This is a genomic window from Mesorhizobium sp. P2_E7 (assembly GCF_056403855.1).
Genome location: NZ_JBFUER010000004.1, coordinates 174,457 through 200,380, shown reverse-complemented (window position 1 = coordinate 200,380; position 25,924 = coordinate 174,457). Strand labels below are relative to the sequence as shown.

19 protein-coding genes and 1 tRNA gene are annotated in these 25,924 nt (G+C 62.0%); 15 read left to right on the top strand and 5 right to left on the bottom strand.

Annotated elements, in window-relative coordinates; all coding sequences use genetic code 11:
* The first annotated feature begins 1 nt into the window (after position 1).
* The 3 genes from AC1DYC_RS22210 (at position 2) to AC1DYC_RS22200 (ending at position 2,805) form a co-directional block, all read left to right on the top strand.
* On the top strand, positions 2 to 1,000 hold the full coding sequence (locus AC1DYC_RS22210; protein ID WP_477287922.1) for an ABC transporter permease: 999 nt from the start codon (positions 2 to 4) through the stop codon (positions 998 to 1,000).
* Positions 1,001 to 1,008: 8 nt separating this feature from the next.
* Positions 1,009 to 2,190, top strand: a complete 1,182-nt coding sequence (locus AC1DYC_RS22205) for an ABC transporter permease (protein ID WP_477410110.1) — start codon at positions 1,009 to 1,011, stop codon at positions 2,188 to 2,190.
* A gap of 135 nt (positions 2,191 to 2,325) precedes the next feature.
* A complete protein-coding gene (locus AC1DYC_RS22200; RefSeq protein ID WP_477409941.1) occupies positions 2,326 to 2,805 on the top strand; it encodes a class I SAM-dependent methyltransferase in 480 nt (159 codons plus the stop codon).
* Positions 2,806 to 2,863: 58 nt separating this feature from the next.
* Here the strand turns inward: AC1DYC_RS22200 and AC1DYC_RS22195 are convergent, their stop codons facing one another.
* Complete coding sequence (locus AC1DYC_RS22195) at positions 2,864 to 4,279, bottom strand: DUF5939 domain-containing protein (protein WP_477410109.1); 1,416 nt, start codon at positions 4,277 to 4,279, stop codon at positions 2,864 to 2,866.
* A 205-nt stretch (positions 4,280 to 4,484) separates the two neighbouring features.
* Between AC1DYC_RS22195 and AC1DYC_RS22190 the strand changes: the two genes are divergently transcribed.
* From AC1DYC_RS22190 to AC1DYC_RS22180, 3 genes are all read left to right on the top strand, one after another.
* The gene (locus AC1DYC_RS22190) at positions 4,485 to 5,309 is read left to right on the top strand and encodes a hypothetical protein (protein ID WP_477409939.1); all 825 of its coding nucleotides are present in this window, start codon (positions 4,485 to 4,487) and stop codon (positions 5,307 to 5,309) included.
* Between the two features lie 74 nt (positions 5,310 to 5,383).
* The gene (locus tag AC1DYC_RS22185; protein ID WP_477409937.1) at positions 5,384 to 5,902 is read left to right on the top strand and encodes a GNAT family N-acetyltransferase; all 519 of its coding nucleotides are present in this window, start codon (positions 5,384 to 5,386) and stop codon (positions 5,900 to 5,902) included.
* On the top strand, positions 5,902 to 7,281 hold the full coding sequence (locus AC1DYC_RS22180) for a hypothetical protein (RefSeq protein ID WP_477409935.1): 1,380 nt from the start codon (positions 5,902 to 5,904) through the stop codon (positions 7,279 to 7,281). The genes AC1DYC_RS22185 and AC1DYC_RS22180 overlap by 1 nt, the downstream gene beginning before the upstream one ends.
* A gap of 16 nt (positions 7,282 to 7,297) precedes the next feature.
* On the opposite strand, the gene AC1DYC_RS22175 is transcribed toward AC1DYC_RS22180, so the two are convergent.
* A complete protein-coding gene (locus AC1DYC_RS22175; protein ID WP_477409933.1) occupies positions 7,298 to 9,070 on the bottom strand; it encodes an adenylate/guanylate cyclase domain-containing protein in 1,773 nt (590 codons plus the stop codon).
* 309 nt (positions 9,071 to 9,379) lie between these two features.
* On the opposite strand from AC1DYC_RS22175, the gene AC1DYC_RS22170 reads away from it, so the two are divergent.
* Together AC1DYC_RS22170 and AC1DYC_RS22165 are read left to right on the top strand one after the other, a co-directional pair.
* Positions 9,380 to 12,658, top strand: a complete 3,279-nt coding sequence (locus tag AC1DYC_RS22170; RefSeq protein WP_477410108.1) for an adenylate/guanylate cyclase domain-containing protein — start codon at positions 9,380 to 9,382, stop codon at positions 12,656 to 12,658.
* A 19-nt stretch (positions 12,659 to 12,677) separates the two neighbouring features.
* Complete coding sequence (locus tag AC1DYC_RS22165; protein WP_477409931.1) at positions 12,678 to 13,358, top strand: peroxiredoxin-like family protein; 681 nt, start codon at positions 12,678 to 12,680, stop codon at positions 13,356 to 13,358.
* 119 nt (positions 13,359 to 13,477) lie between these two features.
* On the opposite strand, the gene AC1DYC_RS22160 is transcribed toward AC1DYC_RS22165, so the two are convergent.
* Positions 13,478 to 15,646, bottom strand: a complete 2,169-nt coding sequence (locus AC1DYC_RS22160) for an SAM-dependent methyltransferase (RefSeq protein WP_477409929.1) — start codon at positions 15,644 to 15,646, stop codon at positions 13,478 to 13,480.
* A gap of 421 nt (positions 15,647 to 16,067) precedes the next feature.
* Positions 16,068 to 17,321 (bottom strand): YcaO-like family protein, encoded by a 1,254-nt coding sequence (locus tag AC1DYC_RS22155; protein WP_477409927.1) that lies wholly within the window; start codon positions 17,319 to 17,321, stop codon positions 16,068 to 16,070.
* Between the two features lie 74 nt (positions 17,322 to 17,395).
* Between AC1DYC_RS22155 and AC1DYC_RS22150 the strand changes: the two genes are divergently transcribed.
* The 3 genes from AC1DYC_RS22150 to AC1DYC_RS22140 all read left to right on the top strand — a co-directional run bounded on the left by AC1DYC_RS22150 (position 17,396) and on the right by AC1DYC_RS22140 (position 22,616).
* The gene (locus tag AC1DYC_RS22150; RefSeq protein WP_477409925.1) at positions 17,396 to 19,882 is read left to right on the top strand and encodes an adenylate/guanylate cyclase domain-containing protein; all 2,487 of its coding nucleotides are present in this window, start codon (positions 17,396 to 17,398) and stop codon (positions 19,880 to 19,882) included.
* A 339-nt stretch (positions 19,883 to 20,221) separates the two neighbouring features.
* The gene (locus AC1DYC_RS22145) at positions 20,222 to 22,063 is read left to right on the top strand and encodes a choice-of-anchor X domain-containing protein (protein WP_477409923.1); all 1,842 of its coding nucleotides are present in this window, start codon (positions 20,222 to 20,224) and stop codon (positions 22,061 to 22,063) included.
* Between the two features lie 91 nt (positions 22,064 to 22,154).
* On the top strand, positions 22,155 to 22,616 hold the full coding sequence (locus AC1DYC_RS22140; protein WP_477409921.1) for a hypothetical protein: 462 nt from the start codon (positions 22,155 to 22,157) through the stop codon (positions 22,614 to 22,616).
* A gap of 229 nt (positions 22,617 to 22,845) precedes the next feature.
* Here AC1DYC_RS22140 and AC1DYC_RS22135 read toward each other — a convergent pair.
* Positions 22,846 to 22,920: transfer RNA gene (locus AC1DYC_RS22135), tRNA-Gly, on the bottom strand.
* 211 nt (positions 22,921 to 23,131) lie between these two features.
* Between AC1DYC_RS22135 and AC1DYC_RS22130 the strand changes: the two genes are divergently transcribed.
* The 4 genes from AC1DYC_RS22130 (at position 23,132) to AC1DYC_RS22115 (ending at position 25,904) form a co-directional block, all read left to right on the top strand.
* Positions 23,132 to 23,629: a prolyl-tRNA synthetase associated domain-containing protein gene (locus AC1DYC_RS22130; RefSeq protein ID WP_477409919.1), complete on the top strand. Its 498-nt coding sequence runs from the start codon at positions 23,132 to 23,134 to the stop codon at positions 23,627 to 23,629.
* Positions 23,630 to 23,715: 86 nt separating this feature from the next.
* Positions 23,716 to 24,711 carry a thioredoxin gene (gene trxA, locus AC1DYC_RS22125; RefSeq protein WP_477409917.1) on the top strand — a complete coding sequence of 332 codons (996 nt, stop codon included), beginning with the start codon at positions 23,716 to 23,718 and terminating at the stop codon, positions 24,709 to 24,711.
* Positions 24,712 to 24,947: 236 nt separating this feature from the next.
* The gene (locus AC1DYC_RS22120; RefSeq protein WP_477409915.1) at positions 24,948 to 25,619 is read left to right on the top strand and encodes an LON peptidase substrate-binding domain-containing protein; all 672 of its coding nucleotides are present in this window, start codon (positions 24,948 to 24,950) and stop codon (positions 25,617 to 25,619) included.
* A 30-nt stretch (positions 25,620 to 25,649) separates the two neighbouring features.
* Positions 25,650 to 25,904, top strand: a complete 255-nt coding sequence (locus tag AC1DYC_RS22115; protein ID WP_477409913.1) for a Trm112 family protein — start codon at positions 25,650 to 25,652, stop codon at positions 25,902 to 25,904.
* Positions 25,905 to 25,924 lie beyond the last annotated feature (20 nt).

Genomic DNA, 25,924 nt, shown 5'->3' with positions numbered 1-25,924 from the left:
CGTGCTTCGATATCTTGTCTGGCGCATCGCCGTGATGGTTCCAACCCTGCTGGTCATATCGGCGCTGGTGTTCACCATCATCGAACTTCCACCGGGCGACTATTTCGACAGCTATGTCGCCGAGCTTCGGGCCCAGGGCGAAGCGGTGGATTCCGATCGCATCGAGATGATGCGCAAGGAATATGGTTTCGACCAGCCGCCGGTCATTCGCTACTTCTACTGGGTCGGCGGGATGCTGCACGGCGATTTCGGCTATTCCTTCGAATATGAGCTGCCGGTTCGCGACGTCGTCGGCGACCGAATGTGGCTGACCGTGCTGGTTTCCTTCGTCACGATCATGTTCACCTGGCTTATCGCCTTTCCGATCGGCATGTACTCCGCCACACATCAGTACAGCTGGGGCGACTACGGCCTGACTTTCGTCGGCCTTCTCGGCCTTGCCATTCCGAATTTCATGCTGGCGCTGATTCTGATGTATTTCGCAAATATCTGGTTCGGCACGTCCATCGGCCATCTCATGGACCAGCAATATCTCGGCGAGGCGATGAGCTGGGCCAAGGCGAAGTCGATCCTCGCCCATCTCTGGATCCCGGTTTTGATCATCGGCACCGGGGGCACGGCAAGCATGATCCGGCGGCTGCGCGCCAATCTGCTCGATGAGTTGCACAAGCAATATGTCGTGACGGCGCGTGCCAAAGGCCTTCATCCGTTCAAGGCACTGGTCAAATATCCAATGCGCATGGCGCTCAATTTCTTCATTTCCGATATCGGCTCGATCCTGCCGGCCATCATCTCCGGCGCCGAAATCACGGCGATCGTGCTGTCTTTGGAAACGACCGGGCCGATGCTGATCAAGGCGCTGCAAAGCCAGGACATGTATCTGGCGGGGTCGTTCCTGATGTTCCTCGCCTTCCTGACGGTCATCGGCGTGCTGATTTCCGACCTGGCGCTGGCGCTGCTTGATCCACGAATTCGTTTGCAGGGCGGCAGCACCAAATGAACCACCAAATGAACCCGGATTCGCCGCTGCCCGCTCCGGGTGCTCCACTGCAACACTACGTTTCCAGCGCGCCCTTCGACCTGCAGTCGGTCGAGGCGATGACGCCGGAGCAGTCGAAAGTCTTTCAGGCGTCGCAGTTGCGGCTGATGTGGTGGAAATTCCGCAAGCACCGGCTTGCGCTTGTATCCGGCATATTCCTGGCAGTGCTCTATTTCTGCATACTGATCTGCGAGTTCCTGGCGCCCTACAATCTGCACACGCGCAACATGGACTACATCTATGCGCCGCCGCAGCAGGTGCACCTGTTCCACAATGGCGAGTTCATCGGGCCGTTCGTCTATGGCCGCAAGATGATGCTGGATATGGACACGCTCAAGCGGAACTACGTCGACAAACAGGATGATGTTCAGCGGCTCCGGTTCTTCTGCAAGGCCGACAGTTACCAGTTCTGGGGCCTGATCGAAGGTGACAGGCATTTTGTCTGCCCTGCCGAAGGCGGCCAGCTCTTTCTGGCCGGCACCGACAGGCTGGGGCGCGATGTGCTGTCGCGCATGATCTATGGCGCACGCATTTCACTGACAATCGGCCTCGTCGGCATCAGTTTCAGCTTCCTGCTCGGCATCGTCATCGGCGGGCTGGCCGGCTATCACGGCGGTATCTTCGACCTGGTCGTTCAACGAATAATCGAAGTTCTGCAATCGATCCCCAGCATTCCGCTATGGCTGGCCCTGGCGGCGATCATGCCGATAACCTGGAGTCCGATCCTGATCTATTTCGGCATCACCGTCATCCTCGGGCTGCTCGACTGGACCGGACTGGCGCGGGCCGTGCGTTCAAAGCTTCTGGCTCTGCGTGAGGAGGATTACGTACTGGCGGCGCAGTTGATGGGCGCCGGGAGCAGCCGCATCATAAGGCGGCATCTCATTCCCGGCTTCATGTCGCATCTGATCGCGACGGCGACGCTGTCCATACCCGGCATGATCCTGGGCGAGACGGCGCTGAGCTTCCTCGGGCTCGGCCTGAGGGCGCCGATCACCAGCTGGGGCATCCTGCTCACCGAAGCGCGCAGCGTCAGCGTGATCGCGTTCTATCCGTGGCTGCTTTTGCCTATGCTGCCGGTCATTCTCGTCATCATGGCGTTCAACTTCCTCGGCGACGGCTTGCGGGACGCTGCAGACCCCTACAAGTGACATCGCAGTTGCTCGGCGGCGGGGCCGCCTATGATCCCTTGTCGGCAGCCCGTGCGGTTGTTGCAGGGTTCGTCATTCGCCTCTATATGCGGCAAGCCTCGATCGGGGCTGCTGGTTCAGGACATACAATCGCATATGAGTCGCCTCGACAATTTCATCAGCAGGATGACCGCACAGCGCGACATTCTCAATCAAATCTGCCCCGAGGTGGCGAAGATGGAGGGGCTTGTGCTCGAGCTAGGGCTCGGCAATGGCCGGACGTTCCACCATCTGCGCGAGCGCCTGCCCGGACGTCGGATCGTGGTGTTCGACCGCGAAGTTGGCGCACACACCAGCTCAATTCCCGAAGCTGAAAACCTCGTGCTCGGCGATATACGCGAGACGGCGAGGATGTTCATCGGCATCGAAGCCGCTCTTGTCCATGCCGACATCGGCACCGGCTATGACGACCGCGATGCAGTGACTGCCACCTGGCTTCCCAATCTGATTGCGGGCATGCTTCGCGTCGGCGGGTACGCGGTGAGCGGTACGCCGCTCGATCACCCGCAGCTGCTGCGCCTGCCGGCGCCGACTTCGGAGCCCGCCGATCGTTATTTCCTCTGCCGACGCGTGTAAGGGGCGGAGACGGCCCAAATCTTCAGGTGCCTAGGTCTTCTCTGCGGGGCCAGAGTCTTCAGGGGATCGTATAGACCGCTATCTCCCGCTCGATGCCGCGCAGCGAGACCTCATGAGGCACAGGCGTCAGCGCATTCCTGTGCAACAGATCGGCGGTGAGATTGTCTTCGACCACCGCACGCGTGGCGAAGATCGCCTGTGCCTTGGCGAGGTTCTGGACCCGTGAAGCAATGTTGACCGTCTGGCCGAAATAGTCCTGCCGCTCGTTCATGGACACGGCGATGCAGGGGCCGGCATGGACTCCGATCTTGAGCAGCAGATCCTCGCGCCCGCTCTTGTCGTTGAGCGCACGCATGGCATCGCGCATCCTGAGGGCCGCGGCAATCGCCCGATCTGGCGTCGCGAAGGTCGCCATCACCGCATCGCCGATCGTCTTCACCACCGCGCCTGCTTCCGCCGCGACGATCTCGTGCAGAACCTGGAAGTGCTCGCGCACGAGATCGAAAGCCGAAAGATCGCCCACCCGCTCGTAAAGCTCGGTCGATCCGCGCAAATCGGTGAACAGGAAGGTCAGGCTGGTGATCTTCAGGCGCTGGTTGATGTCGAGCGTATCCGTGCGATAGAGATCGCGGAACGTCTGGTTGGTGAGCAGGCGCTTGGCGGTCACGAAGGGCCGGCGCTTGCCGATGAAATCATGCAATACCGGGCAGGCGATGAAGACTGTCGGCAGCACGCGGGTGTCGGTCCTGTTTTCCAGCGAAATGCGCAACGGGCCGGGTTGCATCTCCAGCGTCTGGTTCTGGACATGGTCGCGATCGAAGACCAGAGAGAGGTTTCGGCGCTCTGTCGCCGGTTCGCCCTTCACGTCGATGAACTGCGCCGAGTGGGTGACCGGCTCGAAGACGATGATGAACTGGGACGGAAGCTGTATGTGCAGAACCGCCTTTTCACCGGGCGCAAGCTCGAGATCCTCCAGCGAGAACGATTCCATCTGTTTCGCCAAATCCTCTTCCGGAAGATCGGCGCCGGACGCCCAGTAGATCTGGCGGTAATATTCCACCAACGGCAGTTCGTGTGGATTGTGGGCGGCAATCCGGCGCACGCGGGGACTGACGGTGAATGTCACCTCGACCATCTCATCGAGAGTCGGCGAATAGCCCTGGGAGCACAGCGCGCAGGTGTATTCGTCCTTCTGCATCGTTTTCAGAGTGGCGTTGGTGTCGAGCACGCCGCCACAACCGGGGCAAAGAACATTCCAGGAAATGTCGAAGATGCCCACCCGCGCCGCATGCAGAAAGGCGCTGATGGCGCGTTCCTCGTCGAGGCCATGCTTGCTGGCGAAGGCCAGCGCGTTGATACGGCAAAGTTCGCGGTCCTTGCCCTCCGCGATGGTTTGCCGGATGGCGTCGATTGCCTGCGGATCGACATCGGTCGATTGCCGCAGAAGCGAGAACAGATCCTGAGCTTCGTTCATCATGCAGGCTCCGGAAAATGCGCCACCCGAGGCGGGTTGACCGGACCGCTCCTTGGTCCGAGTCTGCCATTTTACGTCGAAACGGGCCGTACGGCCATTCGAATAGACGAGACTGGTGACAGTTCATTTCCCTTCCGCCGATTTTCACCGGCCGCAAGCGGCACTATGATGGTACATTGGGCATTCATCTTTGGGGCGTTCTCCCATGCCGAGATCCGACAACCCGCCATTTCCGGCGGCTCTGCGCCTTTTCTCCGCAGGGGTTATCATCGTCCTGATCGTAGGCGCCGGCCTGTTTTTCGCGCCGGCACTGGTCAAGCCGCGCTGGCCCTGGCCTGTCACGCCGTTCAGTGCCCGCTTCCTCGGCGGCTTCTACACCGCCGAAATGGCGGTGATGGCGGCGCTGCTGGTCTGGAATCGCTGGTCGCCCGGCCGGCTGGTGCTCGTCATGGCCTTCATCTTCACCGTCATCGTGTCGGCGGTCTCGCTGATCAATCTCGGCTATTTCAACTTCGGCCGCAAAGCGGCCTGGCTCTGGTTCCTGGTCTATCTTGCCTCGGCCGGGGTATCCGGGCTGTTCCTGTGGCGGGCCAGGGCCCGTCCTCCCGCAAAAGGCGTGACCCTGAACCCCGCATGGCGCGGCTACATGTTGGCGGAAACGGCGATCCTCGGGCTCTATGGCGTCGGCATGTTGCTGTTTCCCCTGGTGGTCAGCAGCAGCTGGCCATGGCCGGTCGATCCCTTCCACGCCCAGGTCTACAGCGCCATCTTCCTCGCCGGCGCTGGCGGCACCTATCTCGTCTGGAAAAGCGCGCCGCGCGAGGAGCTGCTGGTGCTCGGCCTGGCGCAGTTTCTGGTTGGCCTGCTTGCCGTCCTTGGCCTCGTGATCACCGATGCCCAAGTGCACAAGATCGACTGGGCGGCGATGAAGACATTGGGCTGGCTCGCCCTTTTCGGCTGGATCGGCATCAGCGGTGCCTTCAAACTCACCGCCGCCTCCCGCCATTTCAGCGCGCAATCGGCATCCTAGGCTGCAAAGACGGCTGGATTTTCAGGTGACGTCCGGTGCATCGTGCCGAGCCGATTGCATTCGCCAGAGACGCCATGACCAGCACGACCTCCTCCGAAAAAATCCAGCCGCAGCTCCGCGCCGTCCGGCCAAGCGATGCCGAGGCGCTTTGCGCTATCTTCAACATGCCGGGCTTTCGCTGGGGCACGCTCAGGATGCCGTTCGAGATGGTGGAGCAGGTGGAACGGCGCATAGCCAAGTCCGGCTCGGAAACCACCTGGATCGTTGCCGAGCTGGACGGCAAGGTGGTCGGCCATGGCAGCCTGGTCGTGCAGGGTTCGCCGCGCCGCTCGCATATAGGCGAGATCAACATCGGCCTTGACGATGGCTTTGTCGGCAAGGGCGTCGGCTCTGCGATACTTGGCGCGTTGCTTGACGTGGCCGACAATTGGCGGGCGCTGAAGCGGGTCGAATTGACCGTCTATGCAGACAACGAACCGGCCATCCGCCTCTACACAAGCCACGGCTTCGAGGTCGAAGGCCGGCATGTGAAGGCCGGTTTTACCGATGGGCGGTACCACGACCTCCTGAGCATGGCGCGGCTGCGTTTCTGATGACCGCCGTCTTTGCCCCAGTCCCTACGCCTCCGGTGGAAACTCTGGCTGTGCTGTCGCTGCTCTGCCCGGAAGTCGTGCGTGACATCGAGCAGAACTGGAATGCACCGGTTTCCGATTATGCCCGCCATCTGTGGCGGCCGGTGGCGAGGCCTGCATCGGGCCCGGCGATCGCCGCCCGCTCGATTCTGCGCGACGTTCTGCAGCAGCGCCTTGCTGCGATCATGCAGCCTGAAGAGGTCGACAAGGCGCTCGACGAATTCGAGCACAGGCCGGTGATCCAGTCCGGCCTGCACTGCCTGCTGCTGATGGACCGGATCACCTTCGATGCCTTCCTGCTTGCCTGGCTCGGCGCCGTCGAAACAGGGTTGTCGGTCTTCTTCGGCTTCATGGGAACGACGATGACCATGGAGACCGTCGGCCAGGAGGGGCCGGGATGGCTCGATGTCGGCGACGACAAGGTCAATTTGTTTGGCATGGGGCGCCACAAACTGTGCCGCAAAAGCGTCTGCGCGGCCGGTCCCGTCTCCCTCAACAAGCGCGCGCTTCAAGCGGTGGGCAATGAGACGGATGCCAGAAGCTGGCTGGGTAAACTGCTCGCCAGCCAGGACAAGGTGTTTGCAACCGCCGCCGATGCGCTGACAGAGCTCAACGAGAATCTGGTCGCCGATTGGGATCGTTCGGGCACGACCCGGCCGGTCTTCATCGATGATCGGCTTGCCGCTGCCGCCATGGCGCGGCATCTGGACGATGAGGGCAGCCTGCTATCCAGGCTGCTCATGGAGCCCACAAGGCGCCAGCGTCTCGACCATGCCCTGCAAGAGGCCGCATCAGGCCCATTCGGCAGATTCCTACCCAATGCCACGGCCTATTTCTGGGGCATCCGCGAACAGCGCGCGCGCAAGCTCGTCCTTGAGAACGGGCAGCTGATCGAGCCTGACCGGCCGCATGGTCTCTCCATCCCGTTCGAGCGGCAGCATCTCAGGCAGGCGCTGCTGGACGGCCTGCTTTTGCCAAACTTGTTCCTGATGTTCCTTGTGCTCGCCATATTGCCGCGGGTGCGGGTTGTGGGCGGCCTGAGACAGATTGGCTATGTGGCGCTTTTCCACTCGATCCTGCTGGCTGCGCTGGACGAAACCGCACTGGGCGAGCGCGATCTGGCTGCGGAGCTTGAGGTTCGGGAAAATGCCTGGGGCATGCGGGTCATCGATGAACAGATCTCGGTCCGCGAACAGCTTGCCGGCCTGCCAGAAGGGGCGCTCTTCCCGCAGCTGCTACGGCAATACCGTTTGCGGACATTTGCCGAGACGACCGAGGACCTGAAACTGGTCCGCGAAAACGCCCGATGGCGTAAGATCGGCCGGGCTTTTGGCGTCTGAGCAGGCCGCTACCTGATCACTGCACCACGCCGGCTTTGCGGAGCCCGTCGACCATGAGTTCGAAATCGGCAGGGTTCTTGTAGGGCAAGACCTTGCGACGGTATTCCAGCGAAAAGTCGGGATTGACGCGAAGCACCTCCTGCCATGCCGCGCGGGCCTCCTCCAAACGGCCCAGATGGCCGTAACTGGCGGCCAGAAGCGCGCGCGAGACATCAGTGACAGCGTTGCGCGCCAGCCGTTGCAGCAAGAGGTCAACGGCCTCGTCGTACCGTCCCAGTTGAAACAACGCCAAAGCCTGGAAGTGCAGAAGCACATCCGGAAAGTAAGGGTTCAAGGTCTTTCCCCGGGCGAAACTCTCGAGAGCCTCCTCAGGTCTGCCCGAATAGTACAGCGTCTCGCCGCGGCATACATGGGCTTCCGCGAAGTTCGGATTGAGGACCAGTGCGCGCTCGACCTCGTCGATGGCCTCATCGTGACGTCGTGTGTACAGCTTGGCTATCGCCAGCGCCCAGTGCGCCCAGGGATCGCTGTCATCCAGCGCTACCGCTCGCGTTGCGGCCGCTTCGGCTTGCGCCATCGATTCCGGCGGCGACGCACCCCACCTGTTCAGGTAATCGATGCCGTGCGTGAGGCCAAGGAAAGCGTAGGCGGAGGCAAAGTTCGGGTCCAGTTCGGTGGCACGTTGCAATAGGTCGCGGGCCGCGAGGTTCGCCTCCTTCGTCAGCCGGTGCCACAGCTCCCGGCCGCGCAGGAAATAGTCATACGCCTCCGTGTTGCGCGGGCGCTCGGGCGCCAGCCGCTGACGGGCATCCTCGGTCAGGTTGAGCGCCAGCGCACCGACGATCTGCTGCGTCACGTCGTCCTGCACGGCGAATATGTCCGTCAGGTCGCGATCGAACCGCTCCGCCCAAAGATGGCCGCCCGTGGTTGCATCGATGAGCTGCGCGGTGATGCGCACCCTGTTGCCCGACTTGCGGACGCTGCCCTCAAGCACATGCCGCACGCCGAGCTTCGTGCCGACGTCCTGCACATGGACGTTCTGGCCCTTGAAGGTGAACGACGAATTGCGGGCGATGACGAAGAGCTGCGATAGTTTGGACAGCGCCGTGATGATGTCTTCAGAGATGCCGTCGGCGAAGTAGTCCTGTTCGGCGTCACCGCTCATGTTGGCGAACGGCAGCACGGCTATCGACAGCTTCGGCGGCGCTGCCGCAGCCGGCCGGCTCGTGTCGGTTACCGGGGTCGCGGACGCCTTGGTCCCGGCGCTGCCGACTTGCAGCGAGTAGACCCGGATCGGCTCGGCAATGTTCTTGAGCTGCGTGCTGCCGAGATCGCTGACCGAGAGGTCGAGCCTCGCCTTGACCTGGCGATAGGCATCCTCCGACAGGCAGATGGCGCCGGGCGCAGCGACGCCCTCCAGACGCGAGGCGATGTTGACGCCGTCGCCCATCAGGTCGCCGTCGCTTTCTTCGACCACATCGCCCAGATGGATGCCGATCCTGAACTCGATGCGGCGGTCCTGCGGCACGCCGGCATTGCGCTCAGCCATGCCGTTCTGAACCTCAACGGCGCAGCGCACGGCATCCACCACACTGCGGAACTCAACCAGCGCCCCATCCCCGGTGCGCTTGATCACTCGCCCGTTGTGCACGGCGATGGTTGGATCGATCAGGTCGCTGCGCAGTGCCCGCAACCTCGCCAAGGTGCGATCTTCGTCCGCACTCGCGAGCCGGCTGTATCCGACCACATCTGCGGCCAGGATTGCGGCCAGCTTACGGTTCTCACTCATAGGTCCGCCTCCTCATCTCCACGATAGCAGGAAGACGGGGTGAGAGGGAATTTTTGCAGACGACGGCCAGCCGCCCGCATTGGCAGCGCTCAGCCACCGAACGCACACGGATGCCCATTTGCACTGCCGCTTGCCGGTTGACGGCTATCGGTTCATCCTTGTGCATACCCAGGCCGTGAAATGCATGGCGTGATCACGCCATCATGGCCCCAGGGCAAAGAGATAGAGCATGATGTCTGGACAAACGGTTCCCGTTTGTCCGAGAAAACCGCTTCACACTTTTCGGCATCATGCTCCGGTGAGGTGTCCATGGACTGCTCGGGCTGCGGTTTCGAGATCGAGGGCGGTTACGCCTTCTGTCCGAAGTGTGGCAGGCGCCAGCCCGTGCCGTGCGCCAGCTGCGGCTACGCCTGCGAACCTGATTTCAAGTTCTGTCCGAAATGCGGGGCAAGCGTCGGTGCGTCCGCAAAAGCCGCCGAACGGCCTGCTCCGGCACCAAGCCGGACCATTGTGCCGCCTTCCCAGGCTCCGTTGCCGAACGTCGAAAGCGAAGAAGGGCCGCATCCCGTCTCTGACGCCGATCGACGGACGGTAACGGTCCTGTTCGCCGACCTCTGCGGCTTCACGACACTCAGCGAGCAGCTTGACCCCGAAGTCATGCAAGCGCTGCAGAACGAATTGTTCAAGGAATTGACGGCGGCCGTGCGAAGCTTTGGCGGTTTCGTCGACAAATTCATCGGCGATGCATTGCTCGCCTTGTTCGGTGCGCCGGTCGCGCATGAGGACGATCCGGAACGCGCGCTCCGCGCCGCGCTCGACATGATCGCCCGGACGGCGCGGCTCGGCGAAAGCACCCGCCACTCCGGCACGCCTCTGTTGCTTCACATCGGCATAAACACCGGTCCGGTCGTTACCGGCGGATTGGGTATCGGCACCGCCAAATCCTATTCGGTGACCGGCGACACGGTGAATACGGCGCAACGCCTGCAATCGCTGGCCGCCCCTGGTGAGGTGCTGGTGGGCGAGCTCACGCACAGGCTGACCCGGCATGCCTTCTCTTACGACTCGCTAGGCGATGTCGTCCTTCGCGGCAAGGCCGGCAGTGTGCTCGTCCATCGACTGGATGCACCGCTTGCCGCGCCGCGGGCAGCGCGTGGGCTTGAGGCGCTCGGCCTCAGTGCGCCGATAATAGGCCGGGATGCGGAGCTCAACAGAATGCTGGCGAGCCTTGACCAGGCGTGCGGCGGCTCGGCCCAGCTTGTCCGCCTCGTCGGCGAAGCCGGTATCGGCAAATCGCGGCTGGTGAAGGAGTTCGTCGCCCGTGTCGGCGACGAGGATCGTTTTCGCAATGTCGCGGTGCGGCAGGCCACGTGCTCACCGCTGGGCGAACAGTCATTCGGCGCTCTAGGCGCAGTGGTTCGCAGCGCTGCCGGGATGATGCAAAGCGACAATGGGGACGAAATGCGGGGCAAGCTCGCAGCCTTGCTTGCCGATCTCGGCCTGCAGGGCGACGAGGCGAAGCGGCTGATGCCTTTGCTCTACCATGTGCTTGGCCTTGGCGACCCCGACGCCACCTTGCAGCATGTCGAGCCCGAGCAGTTGCGGCGGCAAATTCTCTACGCAGTCCGCACAATCATTGAACGGCGGCTTGCGTTGTCGCCGCTGTTGATTGTCGTCGAAGACCTTCACTGGGCCGACGCCGTGTCGCTCGAGGCACTGCGTTTCGTCATGGACAGGCTGGAGCGCACGCGGCTGATGCTGCTGGTCACGCATCGTCCGGCGCCGGACAACGACCAGCTCGACTCAAGCCGGGTCAGCCACACGGCGCTTCGGCTTTCGCCGCTCAACAGCGATGACGGACGCAGCCTGGTGGCGGCGCTTTTCGGCGAGAGCTGGGTAAACGCCGCGGGAGGGCTTCTCGACCAGATCCTCGAGCGCGCGGGCGGTAACCCGCTTTTTATCGAGGAGATCGTTCGCGGCCTTATCGATCGCGGTGTACTGGTGCGCGAGGGTCAGCAATGGCGGACCGTGGCAGGCGAAGGCGCAACCGGAATTCCCGCCACGATCCAGGCCATGCTGCTTGCGCGCGTCGACCGGCTGCCCCAGGAGGTGCGCCGGCTGGCCCAGGAAGCCGCGGTAATCGGCCCGCGCTTCGATGCCACGCTTCTGAAGACCGTGACGGCCGACCCCGGCCGGCTGGAAGCCGGCTGCGAGCTGCTTTGCGATGCGGAAATCATCGAGGAAGTTGCCGGATCGGGCTCGGTCTCGTCGCAAAGCTACCGCTTTACGCAAACATTGCTGCAGGACGTGATCTACCAGAACCTCCTCCTGCAACGCCGGACCGACATCCACGGCCGGGTCGGTGCTGCCCTGGAGAAGCTGTGCGGCGACAAGCCGGAACGGTTCGAGGATTTGGCCGTGCTCGGCCATCATTTCGCACAGAGCGCCGAGCGTGAGAAGGGCGCGCATTACCTGCAGGCGGCGGGGGATCGCGCCCGAATGATATACGCCAATGACGACGCCCTTCGTTTCTACGAGCGAGCACTGGCTGCGTTGGGCGCGATCGGGCAAATACCGCTCAAACTGGCTATTGCAGAGCGCATTGCCGATTTGAGCGGCTCGGCAGGCCGCCGCGAGATCGCGCATCGCCACTACGAGACGGTGTTGCAGGCCTACCGCGAGTCGGCCGATCGGGCTGCGGCGGCGCGCGTTTTGCGCAAGATCGGCCGGCTGCTGTGGGACGTGGGCAAGCGGGACGACGCAGAATCCCGCTATGTTGAAGCGGCAGCGCTCCTTGACGGAGCGGATGCCCCGATCGAGCAGGCGCATCTGTGGCAAGAGCGTGGCCGACAGGCGTTCCGCAACGGAGATCACGCGCTCGCCGCAAAATGGGCGGACGCGGCGCTGGATTGCCTGCGCACTCTGACGACTGTCTCCGAGGATGCCACTCTTGTGACCTCCGAGGCACTCAATACCAAGGCTGTTGCGCTGGCTCGCCTTGGCCGAAACCATGAAGCCGTGCAGGAGGTTGAGCGCAGCATTGAACTGGCAGAAGCTGCCGGCCTGCTGGGCGCGGCCTGCCGCGGCTACACCAATCTCGGCGTGCTTTACACGACCATCGATCCGGCCCGGGCGATGGAGGTCTGCCGGCGCGGTCTTGAAGTGGCACGCCGTATTGGCGATTTGGGTTTCCAGGCGCGCCTCCTCGCCAATCTGGCGGTGGCTTGTTGTACCTTCACGGATCGCTGTCCAACGGAGGGCGTGCCTGCCGCCGAGAAGGCCATCGAGATCGACCGGGCGCTCGACCAGCGCGAGCACCTGCCGGTGCCGTTGATCGTGCTTGGCCAGATCCATCAGTGCAACGGCCGTCCGGAACTGGCGGTCGGCCTGTTCCACGAAGCGCTGGACGTCGCCCGCGAAACGGGCGAGCCGCAACTGCTGTTTCCGTGCTATGATGGCCTCGCAACGCTTAATCTCGACCTCGACAATCTGGCCGAGGCCGAACGCTACTTTTCCCTGGCGCAGGGCATATGCGCCCAGCACGGGCTCGACCCGGAAGGGCTTGTGGTGCTGCCGTTTCTCGACTAGCCGGGGTTGGAGGTTAGAAATGTCCGCGCGTGTTGACTTGTTGCCGCTTCAGCCGGGCGACCGTGCGCCGAACGTGGTCCTCGACGCCATTACCCAGGAAGGCAAGATCGCGCTCGACGACTTTCGCGGCCAAAAGCCGGTGCTGGTCGGCCTGTTTCGAGGTCTGCATTGTGCGTTTTGCCGGCGCCACATCGCCGCCCAGGCGCGGCTCGATCCGGAGCTGCGCGAAAGGGGCGTGGAGAGCCTGACGGTGGTGAATACGCCGATCGAACGGGCGCGCCTCTATTTCCGTTACCATCCGATGCCGAACCTGCTAGCGGCGTCGGACCCGGAACGCGCTTCACATCGTGCTTTTGGGCTGCCCAATCTCGAATTCACCGAGAACGAGACGAACTGGCCCTACAAGGTCGCGATGGCAGTGGCAAAGGATATGCGGGTCGACATACCTGGCGAATTGCCCGGTCCCATGGATCCTATGACGGCCGGCGCAATCCTCGACAAGAAGGACCACTACGAACTGACCGAAGCCGACGAACAGATGATGGCAACGGGACATGGACAACTGGTCGGTCAGTTCCTGCTGGACCGGCAGGGGATTGTCCGCTGGAGCTTCACCGAGGTCCCGGAGGGTGGGCGATACATGTTTGGCGCGCCAAACCCGAAGGAGCTGATGTCAGCCGTGTCCCAGGTCGCCCAATAGACTTGTGAACGAGGCAAACAGGCGGTCTATCCTCGCATGATGCGATAGACAGTTGCATCGCCCTTGCGGGGCGTCTCGTCGATTGTATCTCGCGCATTGCGAGCGGGACACTGACACGTTCAGCCTTCATCGAGCACGGCCTCGATGGTGGCAACAAAGTCATCGAGCGAGCGGTCGCCGCGTATCTCGATGCGCGGAAGGTCGATGGGATCGCCATCAAGGTCCGCCGGCCCGTGTTTGCGGCCGAAGCCCACTCGATAGCCGCACTCCCTTGCCAGCCGGCCGAGCCGTCGGTCGGTGACAGAAAAGGGTGCCGCGAACGCGGTGGTTGGCCGACCGGTCCACCGTTCGATGAACATGCGAGAGCGCAGGAGTTCGGCGGCCAGGCCAGCGCTCGACAGACCATCGATGGCGCGATGCGTGGCCATATGGCTGCCGAAGAATGCGCCTTCGGTGGCGAGGCGTCGGACCGTCCCGGCATCCATAAGCTGCGCCGGCGGACCGTTGTAGGCGTCCCATCGCGCCGTTTCCCCCACCAGGTCCGTTACCAGGAACACTTCCGCGGTCAGGTCGTTGGCACGCAAGATCGGCCAGGCATGGTCGGCAAAGTTCTGGAAGCCGTCATCGAAAGTGATGAGCACCGGACGGCCCGCGAAAGGCTGACGGTTGGCGATGAACCCTTCCAGCTGCTTGGACCCGATCGCGTGAAAGCCATTGGCGCGCAGCCATGCCATCTGGCTGGCGAATGCGGCGGGCGTCAGCCGAAATCGGGCGAGCGCGGACGGACCTTCATCGGCGACGCCGTGATACATGAGAACAGGGATGCGTTGGCGCCGCTCGTTGCGCGCGACGTCGCGGCGCAGGGCCCGCGCCCCGCCCCAGACGATATTTCGCGCCACCCCGATGTCGATGGGCGCGCGGATCGGCACATGATCGATCACCGGTTCGGTCGCCACTTCGTCCGGCGACAGGCGGCGGAAGCGGTCTATGCGGTAGAGCTCGGTCTGAATCGATTGCTCGAGCACGAGGCCTTCGGTCGCTGCCAGCGTCTCGGAGATCGCTTGGGCACCGAATGTGTTCCAGTCGAAGCCCGTCTTTTCGACATTGTCACGCAGCACGAATGCGTGTGCGCTGATGAAACTGCCGCCAGGCGCCAGCGCCGCAGCGAATTTCTTGGCGATGCGCCGCAACTCGGCGAGATCGTCCAGATAGTAGAGCACCTCCGAACAGAAGATCAGATCCATCTCACCCGGCAACGTGTGGGCAGCGAAATCCAGTACGCCGAACGCAATGTTCGGCTGATCGCTGCATCGCGCACGAGCCCGCTCGATGGCTATGGCGGAGATGTCGGTTGCGGTCAGATGGCCCACGCGCGGCGCCAGCTGCCGCGTGAAATGGCCCTCCGCACAGGCGAGCTCAAGCGCCCGGCCGATGGGACCGGCAGGCAGGATCTCGAGCTGCCGCTCATATTTCTCCTGCTCATAGAGCGAACTGTAGTTCCAGGGATCCTCGGTCGCGAAATAGCTGTTCCAGAACGCCGTGCGATCATTCCTGTCCGCGGTCCGTGACCGGCGCGGCGCTGAGGGAGGCTGTGCGGGTTCGGCGCTCGAGCGAACCAGCTCCTGTGCTTCCGCCGCCAATTGCGCGAGTTTGCCGAAGTGGCTGTGAGGATCGGACCGGCCTTCCGCACTGGTCGACAATGCCTCGGCTGCAAGGCCAAGCCGCCCAGCCGGTACGATAGTCTGGATCAATTCAATCCAATGATCCCTTGTCACAGTCCCGAGCACACCGAACTGCACAACCGCTTCGATCCGGCCATCGACCGTCAGGTGGGCGTAGATCCGATCGATACCTTCGGGCAGTTCGGTTGCGGTCGGGTTGCGAGCGTCGACGCGAATTCCAAGCGTCCGCGCCAGAATGCGCGGCGCGGCAAGATCGTCGACGTCGAGAAGCATCTGCTCCAGCTGATACTGGATGCGGCGAGCCGCGCCGGGATTGTCCCAGATCTTGCCGAGTTCGATGATCAACTGGGTGATGGCGCCGCCGAACCTGTCCCATCCGGCAGCCAATTGCGCCGGCGCCGACAGGCTTCCTGCCACAAGGCCATCGACGATCACCCTGGCGGTCTCACCCGCCCACTTGCGTCCTGCCGGGAGCGCGCGCAGGGGCTGCGGGTCGATCGAGCGCAAACCTGAGCCGCAATCCGACGCGGCGTTCCGCAGCGCGAGCCACGCGCGTGCTTCGGCAGCGGTGCCGCCGTTCGCCGAACTGGAGGGATTATGCGCCACGCCGTCTTACCCGCGCCTGGTGAAGCGATTCGAACGCTCGACCGAAACCTTGGCAAGCCATTGAGTCCACGACACGTCTCGTAGCAAGCCGTAACCTGTTCAGCCAGAAAATGATTGTCCAGCGCCCCAGGGAGCGGAACGCTCTGTCCTGCCGAGTTCCGTCGAAAGCGCGCCTTACGGCTCCCCTCGGAAGCCCGGTGGACGATTCACTCATTAAACCCGAACGCGCGGGGGAGCAAATGGCGACGACAACCAAGATGCTACTGGCGAACCAGGAACTTGAATGCATGACGCCGCCCAAGACAGGGCGACGTGGAGGCCCCCGATATGCTGCCGACACCTCTTTGTTTTGCGCAATTCCCAAGGGAAAGCGCTACGCGCTTTTCCCGGGAAAACCGATCACACTTTTCCTGGAATTGCTCTAAACCAAAAGCAGCGGCTGGTCCGCGGGCGAACTGGGGTCGAAGCTTAGATCGCGGGCATCGGGAGCAGGGAGTCGTGCGCGTCCGAACCGTGGTTTGTAGTGACAGAGCCGGGTAGATATGGCGCGAAACACGGGAATGCCGATTTCCGCGCGGGTCATTTCGGCAAACCACAAATCGATTCCTCTCTGCGCCAAGGCGTCGAGCACGTCCGATAGGTCACGTTCAACCGCGCGGTGAGGTGGACTTGGCGCGACTTGTTGGATCGGCGCCATATTCAGCGGCCGAGTATTCATCGAGGTCTTCTCTCGCCATCGCGACCAGGTGCCAGCTTTGTCGCCAAGCGCTCGTGAAACCCCGAGCGAAATCTCCATTTGAAGCATCTCGGTCAAGGCGGCTGTCGCGGCGGACTGCAGGCTTTTGCCCGCGGCAAAGCCTACCGAGACGTCGCTGCCGTCCTGTTCGGCAGAAGCAGCGGCAATCACCGGGACGTCGATATCCGAGGTGATGTCGAAGAGCCGGGTTCGACGCTCGCGATCCCACACCCAGTCGACAAGCACGTCGATGCCCGAGAGACAGGACGGATCGATTGTTCGGCGCTGCCTTCTTCCATACCACCACCGACCCGTCGCATCCCTCTCGACCAGCTCCAAGATGGCCGCCAGTTTCGCTGCATCCGCACTGGGTCCTGCGGCGCAACCATTGCTGTCGCCGATGGCGACCGCGCCCTCCTCGCCAGCCTCTTTGCGTCCTATGAAAGCAAAGTCTGCCGGTATGAACGCCTCATTCCCCCCAAATGCATCTTCAACCCTCAGCCAGGTCAGCGCGGCGGATTCATCCCTGATCGGCGGCCGCCAATCGAAGCCGGTGTTTTCTGTGTTCCACACGACGCGGGCGGCGATTTGATCGGGACTGAAGCCGTTCAGGCGTTCAGGAGCGATTGCCGCCGATCCGATCTCGCCGACCGTAGCGGTGATCAACGGCTCGTCACCCCACGAGCAGCAACTGAAGAGTTCGGCTGCCTCGCCAAGGCAACTCGCCCGGCAATCGTCGATGCTCAATCCTCGGCCGCTGGCCAGCCTCCCCGTTTCGGGCATTGCTGCGCGCGGCGCTGCTGGCATCCGCAACAGAGCATTCCTGGGGAATGCGATAGCGAAATGAGCCGGAACATCCGTCACGGGCAGGTCAATCACGTCGAACAATTCGCCAACCCTGGCGAGGTCGCTGAAGCCATCCATGAAAGCATTTGCCATCAGTTCGTTGTACCGTCGACTAAGCCTGCATTGGGGAGCAGAATAGCACATTCGATGGGGCATCGGCGGCGGCCATGGAAGCGAGATCGGAGCGAGCGACCCTCAAGTCAATCCTGTTTGCGGACCTGGCTCAGTATAGCCGGCTAACCGCAGCCGACGAACTTGGAACACTGGATCTCGTTTCGCAGTGTTTCCAACTCTTCCAGACCCATTGCGAGGAATTCGGCGCCGAGTTCATCAAGACGACAGGCGACGGGGTCCTGATACTGTTCGACGGTGTATCGAACGCCATCGACTACGCCATTTTCATGCAGGATAGCCTGGCTGACCTCCTAGACAGGAGAGCGTTCTACAGTCGATTCCGGATCGGATTGCATATTGGAGAGGTTCATCGCCGTGACGGCGACGTGTTCGGCCATGCGATAAACGTGGCTGCACGGGTGCAGGCCATGGCCGAGTCAGGCGGTGTGTGTGTGACCCAGGACGTCTATTGGGCGGCCCGCAACACCGGGCGGTGGCGTTTTCGGTTCGCCGGTCGGCCCGCCTTGAAGAACATGCCTGAGCCGCTGACGCTCTACAACGTGGTTGCTTCCAACCTCGCCGATGTCCCGGATAACGGCCATCAGCGACTGATTTCGGTCATCGATGGGCTTGGCCTCTACAGGGAAGATGGCGAAGCCATCGCATTGCGTTCCCCGAAAGCGCAGGCACTGATCGGATATCTCGCACTGTCCAGCAATTTTCAGGAGGTGCATGACCGGCTCGCTACCTTGATCTGGCCAGAACGAAGCCCGGTAGCCGCTCGGCGTGCGATGGCGAACTGCCTGCAGATCGCCGAAAGATCAATTGCCGGCAACTCGGCGGCAGGAATTCTCAGGCGCGGAAACATTATCGGGTTGAGCCCCTCGCGCATAACCGTCGATGTCGTTCGCATGTTGAAGGATCTTGGAGAGGGCAAGATCGACGAGCTGCTGCTTCGACGATCGGACTGGTCCGACGCGATCCTGTTTGGCCTGGAAGACACCAGCGACCTGTTCAGCGCGTGGCTGAGCGTCACCAGGCACAACTGGCGTGACCACGCATTGGAAGCCTTGGAGGCGATGCTGGAACGCTTCGAGATATCCGAACCTGCAATGCGCAGGGCGGCAAATGCCCTCTTGGTACTCGAGCCCAGCCATGAGCGCGCTGCGCGCTGCCTCATGCGCCACCATGCGGAACTGCAGAATGTCGCCGCCGCAATGCGCGTCTACGAAAATCTGCGCGACCTTCTGCGCGACCGATATCAGTTGCTGCCGAGCACGGAAACGACGGCTTTGGCCGAGGCCCTCAAGGGTCCGGAGCCGCTGTTGTTGAACAGAAAGAAACCACCCCGGCCGAGCGGACCGGCGCCAACGCTCGCGGTCGAAAAATTTGAGGCTCGAACGAAGAAAATCTCTCTTCTGGTCTGGGGATTCCGCTCAGAACTGATCGCCAATCTGTCCAAATTTCGGGAGTTCACAGTCATCGAGTTGAAAGATACTGCAATCGAAAGTCCCGACACGGACTATCTGCTGGCGGCCCAATGCGTGGACAACCAGGACGACATGCAGTTGATCGTCTCGGTAAGCGATCCCAACACGAACCAGGTCATTTGGAGCGATTCGTTTCGGTTTTCGCTGGGAAGCTGGCTCGCCTTGCAGAAGCAGCTGGTCGGCAAGATTGCTTCCACTTTGGAAGTTTACCTGTCGCATGACAGGCTGTCGCGCCAGGTCAGGGGCCCCCCGCAAGATCTCAATATCTATGATGCCTGGTTGCGCGGCGAGGACTTGCTGACTCGCTGGACGCCAGATGCCGAAGACGAGGCCCAACGGCTGTTCGAAGGCGCGATCGCTGCCGACCCGAACTTCGCTCCTGCCTATGCCAGTTTGGCCAGCATCCATAATTCGCGACAATTCATCCGGCCGGGAATTGCTGCCGATCCAGCCATAACGCAGAGGGCTGCCGAGCTGGCTCAACGCGCTGTGGCCCTCGATCCCCTGGATGCACGCAATCATTTGGTCGTCGCCTGGTCGACAGCCATGACCCGACACTTCGAACAGTCGGAAGTGCACTATGAACTGGCCGCCGAACTCAACCCCAACAGTCCCAAGACACTGGTGTCGGCTGCTTTGGGCATGGCGTTCATGGGCCGCGTCGATTCTGCGTCGCGTCTGCTGGAGCGAGCAATGGATATAACGTCCATGTTTTTGGACTATCAGTGGTCACATATCGCGGTAATCCGCTATTTTGCCGGGGATTTCGAAGGCGCAATCGCGGCCGCCGACCGGTCCAAGAACGCAATCGTCGACACCGCCGGTTGGAAAACTGCCGCCCTGCGCAAGTTACGCAGGACGGATGAAGCTCGTGCGGCGCTGATACAATTGCACACGTCTATTGCTGCAGCCTGGGCAGGACCTCCACCTGCCACGCCGAAGGACATCCTGGACTGGTTTCTAGGCGCCTTCCCAATCAAGCGGGACGAGGATCGGCGTGACCTGGAACGGCTATGCCAGATAGATGTGCACACGCACAAGCTCCCTTGATCCATCAGCCGGCACTACGCCGGCATCGATGCTGTTCCAATACCGCAGGCGTTAAGCCCGATGAGACAAAATGCGAAACTGCCGACTTGTGCCGAGCGTTTTATAAGTTCATACTAAAATACGGCCAGGGGAAATACTATGGCCCGCCCAGCGTTACAGCATCCACGATTTTCTGGTGACCGGCGAAACCCGGCTAGCGCATCTCGGCTTCAACCAGGAAGTTCGCGACGCCGTGCTTAGCCAGAATAGGGCGCATTTGCAGTTGGTTGAAAGTAGAGAAAAACTATGTTTCAGATGCCAACGCTACACCGTACTTTATTCCTAGCGCCACTATTGTTGTTGGCGACGGCAATCGCCGGCCGCGCCCAGGAGAACACCCTCGGCTCGACCGCGGTACTGACGGATAATATCATCGAGTTGCGTGTATTCCTGACGCCGGAGCCCGGGGTGGTGCTGGGCGAGATCGCTACTGTCGGCCTGTCGGCGCTCACAGAGTTCTCCGTGGCGATGGAGGACGGGACCGTAACGTTTCGCGACGATGGCACCGCTCCGGATCGAGAAGGAGGCGACGGCGTATTCACCGCGCCGTTCAAGTTTGACGCTACCAGCGCGTTTGAAGCGCGGCGCGCCGACCTTGAGGCGACAATCGAGGTTCTGCGCGGTCAGGGCTCAACAAGGCTGATACGGCGGGGTCCGCGAGACATCGTCTCAGCGACCGACGCGGTCAGCGACGCCGAGCGCATCATGCCCGCGACACTTGCCGGAGCGCGCGAGCAGGCAGCGCAAGCATTAGGTCTACTGGCCACGCGAGACCCGCTGATTGCTGTGCACGAGCTTAACCTAGATCCCGCAAAGACCCCCTTCCTTCGCTTGCCGGGACCACGGTTCGATGCGTTGCAGGACCACCGGTTCAAGGTCGAATATCTTTTCGACTTCCCGGTCTTCGCGACGTTTCCACCCCTCTCACCGCCAATCGCCATCGACCACAACCGCTCGCTGATGATCACGGCAAAGGAGGTGGTCGAAGATGGCGGGCGTAGCTTCGATGCCTGCAGCGGCCTGGGTTCGCCCGGGGGCGCGTGGAGCTTTGGCCACTTGGTACGCGAGATGGCCTACGGCAGTGGCGTCACACCCGAGGAGTTTGCTCTTAGCTGGCTGTCAACTTGGGGGGCTCCACAGCCGGGCACCGGGTGGATCGTCCCCAAGCGCGACCTGCACCTGCAGAACGTGATCGAGACCTGGCGGCGATTGTCGGGCGGGGCGCTCAACATCGACTACTTCCCAGCACGGCTTATGGCCATCGTCAATCGCCCCGATCTTGCGCATAGTGTCGGTGGCGCCGAAAGCGCCGGCGAGGGGCGTTTGGTGTTCGGTTTGGTCGACCAGGAGCCGACGACACCGCCCTCATGCACCCCGATCAGTTTTACCATTATCTTTGAGTACGGCATCGCTGCCGACTCGTGCACGGGGATCAAGGCGTGGCAGCAGCGCTGGAAGGATCTCGACAGCGCTGCCGACTACAATCAAGCGCTCGAGTCCATCACCCGCGCCTTCACAGATCACGGATCGAACCCGAGCCAGATCCCCAACATGAGTTCGCTCAATCAATTGAGGACCAACGAGACCATGTTCGGTCTCGGGTGGCAGTGGCGCGAGTTCCGCCTTGGGGAGACCGGCGTGTTGAGTCTCGTCACGGTGAAACAAACGCCGGACGATACGTTCAACGGGAGCACTACTCTGCAGAGCTATCTCGGCACCAAGGAAGGCGACATTCTCAACGACCGCCTTGCTGTTCCGGAGCACTTTCCGGGCGCCCTCGACCTGTTCCTAGGAGCCACGTCCAGTACCCAGTTGAGCGGCTTCTTCTGGTTTGCTCAAGGTCTCGGCGGTCCCGCCAACCCAGACGAAACACGCCGCAAGTTTTCACTCGCCACTTGCAACGGATGCCACACCGGTGAGACTGGAACACGCTTCACCCACATCGGCAGCGAAGGCAAACGCGAGACAAACGAGGTCGCGCAGCTCTCGAAGTTCCTGGTAGGCGAGGACGTCACCGTCCCGGCAGGCGGCGGCGTGCATCACTATGAAGATCTGACCGAGCGCAAGATCGCCATGTCCGACCTGCTTACCCGTTCCTGCTTCGAGCAGCTGGCGTTTCAGCGACTGCCCTTCGTCCACTGAGGGCATATCTGCCGCGCCACGGAGAATCACTTACTGGTACTGTGTCTGTGATGATTGCTACAAACAAACGTTCATTCAGGGGAGAGAGCAAATGGCAAAGCTCAAGATATTTGAGGGAAACGATCCGACCGCAGCGGTTCCAAGCAAGGAGGGGTACAGAAACGTTACGATAAATTTACTAGCTAATCTATCTACTTTTCTGAAGGCTAAAGAAAAGGATCGACCTACCTTGCTTCAGCAATACTCAAGTTATGGAGGAACAAATCATATTATCTATCAATTGACGAGCGGCCCTGAAGTCAATCAGCCGATCGACAGCACCAATTGCAAAGTAAGTGTACGGAAGGATGAACGGAAAAGACCGTCGGTCAGCGTTGGCAAGCACAACATGGTTCTACCGGACCAGAATGTAGGCGACCCTCCGATAAACCCCGGCTACTTGGAGGAATACGTAAAGGCTGTCGTTTCGTTGTATGGCGGCGGTACGCCGCCTGAAATATTAAGGGCCTGCGAATTCCTGTTCGGGATCATGTTGCTCACACGCTGCCGCTGACTCCTATACCATTAAGGGTATCTGGTCCTCCGGGTGGAGGAGGGCCGGGCCAATGTCGAGCGGTCGAGCGCTAGAAGGCGCTCGCGGGCAAATCGCGGCTTGCAGAACTCGGCTCCGGCAGGTTGCGAGTTAATGCCGAGGCAGCTCTCCCCTTGGCGCTCCCCGGCGCCAGACAGCAAAAAGGCCCGGTTTCCCGGGCCCTTTTTGCTTTTCAAATCTAAAGAAGATTTGGAGCGGGTGAAGCGATTCGAACGCTCGACCCCAACCTTGGCAAGGTTGTGCTCTACCCCTGAGCTACACCCGCTCACACGGCCTTGGGCCGCAAGCCGGGCCTATATGGCTGAAGAGCGCCGCGATTGCAACAGGGAAATGACGGGCTTTTTGGTCGCGGCAAATTGCCCGGCCGAACCTCGTCGGCAATGCTGGTTGCTGACTTCCCGCATGACGGTCTTGTCTCGGCGGCATCATTGGCCGTAAACGGCTTTGCCCCGCGCCAAGATAAGGGAAGACAACCAATGCCGAAGACCGAAGCCGAGCTTTTCGCCTTTCTTGCCGACCTCGGCATAGCGGTGTCGACCGTGCGCCATCCGCCGCTCTACACGGTCGCCGATTCGCAGTCGCTGCGCGGCGAGATTTCAGGCGGCCACACGAAAAACCTGTTCCTCAAGGACAAGAAGGACAATTTCTTCCTGGTCAGCGTCGGCGAGGATGCAGCCGTCGACCTGAAGCAGATCCACACGATCATCGGCGCCGCCAGCCGTGTCTCCTTCGGCAAACCGGAGATGCTGATGGAGCTGCTCGGCGTCATTCCGGGCGCCGTCACCGTGTTCGGGCTGATCAACGACACCGAAAGACGGGTCAAGGTGGTGCTCGACGAGGATCTGATGGCGCACGACGTCATCAATGCACATCCGCTGACCAATGAGGCGACGACGTCGATCGCATCCGCCGACCTCATCAGATTCGTCGAGGCAACCGGACATGATGCTGCTATCTTGAAAGTCTCGGCTTGATCGCCACATGGATGGCGAAAACTGACCTCTAGCATGGATGTCGCGCCCGCTCCGCTGGCGAGGGGCGCGACCGGAAGGGCGACGACATGAGCGACAACAACAATCCGTTTGGCGGCCAATTCGGCGGCAATTCCGGCCAGTACACCACCTCCGTGCAGTATGGCGGCGCCGAGCCCGCCAAGCCGGCATTGGGCGCCGCACCAGCCGCCGCCGACCTGATCAAGGACACCACGACGGCTGCTTTTGCGGCCGACGTCATCCAGGAATCGCGCAAACAGCCGGTGCTGGTCGATTTCTGGGCGCCGTGGTGCGGCCCTTGCAAGCAGCTCACGCCGCAGCTGGAAAAGGCGGTCAAGGCCGCCGGCGGCAAGGTCAAGCTGGTCAAGATGAACATCGACGATCATCCCTCGATCGCCGGCCAGCTCGGCATCCAGTCGATCCCGGCGGTCATCGCCTTCAAGGACGGCCAACCGGTCGACGGTTTCATGGGCGCCATCCCCGAGAGCCAGATCGGCGAGTTCATCACCAAGGTCGGCGGCAAGGGCAATGGCGCGCCGCCGGTCGCCGAAGCACTGGCCGCGGCCACCGAAGCGCATGCGGCAGGCGATGCGCAGACCGCGGCCGACATCTATGACGCCATATTGGCGCAGGCGCCGGAGACGATCGAGGCGATCGCCGGGCTGGGCGAGCTTCTGTTCGAAGCTGGCGACAGCGAGGGCGCCGAGGCGCTGCTGGCAACCGCGCCGGAAGCCAAGAAGGATGCGCCGGCGCTTGCCGCGCTGCGCGCCAAGATGACGCTGGCGGCTGAGGCGGCGGCACTCGGCAATCCGGCCGAGTTCGAGCAGCGCCTGGCCGCCAATCCCGGCGACCATCAGGCGCGTTTCGATCTTGCCATGGTCCAGAATGCGCGAGGCGATCGCCATGCGGCGGCCGACAATCTGCTGGCCATCATCAAGGCGGACCGCACGTGGAACGAAGACGGCGCCAGGGCGCAGCTGTTGAAGCTGTTCGAGGCGTGGGGGATGACCGACGAGGCGACACTGGCGGCACGGCGGAAATTGTCGTCGCTGCTATTTTCTTAGTGCATGATCCCGAACCGAAGGACCGCGCTAGCGAAAAGTGGGGAACCGGGTTTCTCGGACAAAACGGAAACGTTTTGTCCAGAGATCATGCACCAACAAATAGGTGTTCGCCGGCGAAATTGTTGGTGGAGCGGCTGTGGGGCCTTGCGGCCCGCGGCGGCTGCGCCAGATTAGGCCGATACGACGATGCCGGGCTGCGGCAGGCCGTATGCCGACGAAGCGATCGGAGGACTTAAGTGCAGGTCGGAAACGCACATTACCGGGTCGGCAAGGATCTGCCGGCGACCATCCCGGTGTTTCCGCTTGCCGGCGCGCTGCTGCTGCCGGGCGGCCGCATGCCACTCAACATTTTCGAGCTGCGCTATCTGCAGATGGTGGATGAGGCTATCGCCGGCTCGCGGCTGATCGGCATCATCCAGCCCAGCCTTGACGGCGCGCTGCGTGCCGATGGTGAGCCGGAACTCTGCAATGTCGGCTGCGCCGGGCGCATCATCTCGATGGCCGAGAGCGGCGACGGCCGCTATCTGATTTCGCTGCAGGGTGTGTGCCGGTTCCGCATCACGCATGAGCTGCCGGTGAAGACGCCGTTCCGGCAATGCAAGCTGGCGCCGTTCCTCACCGATCTCAGCGAAGACCAGGCGGCGAGCGAGGTCGACCGGCCGGCGCTGCTTAAAGCGTTTCGCGCCTATCTGCAGGCCAATGAGCTCGAGGCCGACTGGGAAAGCGTCAGCCGCGCTGAAAACGCCATGCTGGTCAACGCACTGTCGATGATGGCGCCCTACGGCCCGGCCGAGAAACAGGCGCTGCTGGAGGCGCCGGACCTTAGGGCGCGTGCGGAAACGCTGATCGCCATCACCGAAATGGCGCTGGCGCGCGAGAATGAGGATTTTGGCTCGAGTTTGCAGTAAAGGCTGAGCAGGTGGCTGAAAGGGGATCCGATGGCTGCGGACGGGCGTGATAGCAAGATGGCCAATGTCGATCCAAAACTGCTGGAGCTGCTGGCCTGCCCGCTGACCAAGGGGCCGCTGGCCTGGGACCCGGAACGCGGCGAGCTGATCTCGCGGGTTGCCAAGCTCGCCTATCCCGTACGCGACGGCATCCCGATCATGCTGCCCTCGGAGGCGCGGAGCATTTCGGCGGAAGATGTGTTGTCGCCGCCGCGGCTGAGTGGGCCGGCGCAGACTGGCCGCTGATCCTCCCTTCGTCATCCTAG

What these genes read in the sequence shown, in the direction of transcription:
- AC1DYC_RS22150 (WP_477409925.1), top strand. Translation starts at nt 17,396, where the DNA reads ATGGAAGCGAGATCGGAGCGAGCGACCCTCAAGTCAATCCTGTTTGCG.
- AC1DYC_RS22185 (WP_477409937.1), top strand. Translation starts at nt 5,384, where the DNA reads ATGACCAGCACGACCTCCTCCGAAAAAATCCAGCCGCAGCTCCGCGCC.
- AC1DYC_RS22180 (WP_477409935.1), top strand. Translation starts at nt 5,902, where the DNA reads ATGACCGCCGTCTTTGCCCCAGTCCCTACGCCTCCGGTGGAAACTCTG.
- AC1DYC_RS22130 (WP_477409919.1), top strand. Translation starts at nt 23,132, where the DNA reads ATGCCGAAGACCGAAGCCGAGCTTTTCGCCTTTCTTGCCGACCTCGGC.
- AC1DYC_RS22190 (WP_477409939.1), top strand. Translation starts at nt 4,485, where the DNA reads ATGCCGAGATCCGACAACCCGCCATTTCCGGCGGCTCTGCGCCTTTTC.
- AC1DYC_RS22200 (WP_477409941.1), top strand. Translation starts at nt 2,326, where the DNA reads ATGAGTCGCCTCGACAATTTCATCAGCAGGATGACCGCACAGCGCGAC.
- AC1DYC_RS22170 (WP_477410108.1), top strand. Translation starts at nt 9,380, where the DNA reads ATGGACTGCTCGGGCTGCGGTTTCGAGATCGAGGGCGGTTACGCCTTC.
- AC1DYC_RS22195 (WP_477410109.1), bottom strand. Translation starts at nt 4,279, where the DNA reads ATGAACGAAGCTCAGGATCTGTTCTCGCTTCTGCGGCAATCGACCGAT.
- AC1DYC_RS22115 (WP_477409913.1), top strand. Translation starts at nt 25,650, where the DNA reads ATGGCTGCGGACGGGCGTGATAGCAAGATGGCCAATGTCGATCCAAAA.
- AC1DYC_RS22140 (WP_477409921.1), top strand. Translation starts at nt 22,155, where the DNA reads ATGGCAAAGCTCAAGATATTTGAGGGAAACGATCCGACCGCAGCGGTT.
- AC1DYC_RS22165 (WP_477409931.1), top strand. Translation starts at nt 12,678, where the DNA reads ATGTCCGCGCGTGTTGACTTGTTGCCGCTTCAGCCGGGCGACCGTGCG.
- AC1DYC_RS22155 (WP_477409927.1), bottom strand. Translation starts at nt 17,321, where the DNA reads ATGGCAAATGCTTTCATGGATGGCTTCAGCGACCTCGCCAGGGTTGGC.
- AC1DYC_RS22205 (WP_477410110.1), top strand. Translation starts at nt 1,009, where the DNA reads ATGAACCCGGATTCGCCGCTGCCCGCTCCGGGTGCTCCACTGCAACAC.
- AC1DYC_RS22175 (WP_477409933.1), bottom strand. Translation starts at nt 9,070, where the DNA reads ATGAGTGAGAACCGTAAGCTGGCCGCAATCCTGGCCGCAGATGTGGTC.
- trxA (WP_477409917.1), top strand. Translation starts at nt 23,716, where the DNA reads ATGAGCGACAACAACAATCCGTTTGGCGGCCAATTCGGCGGCAATTCC.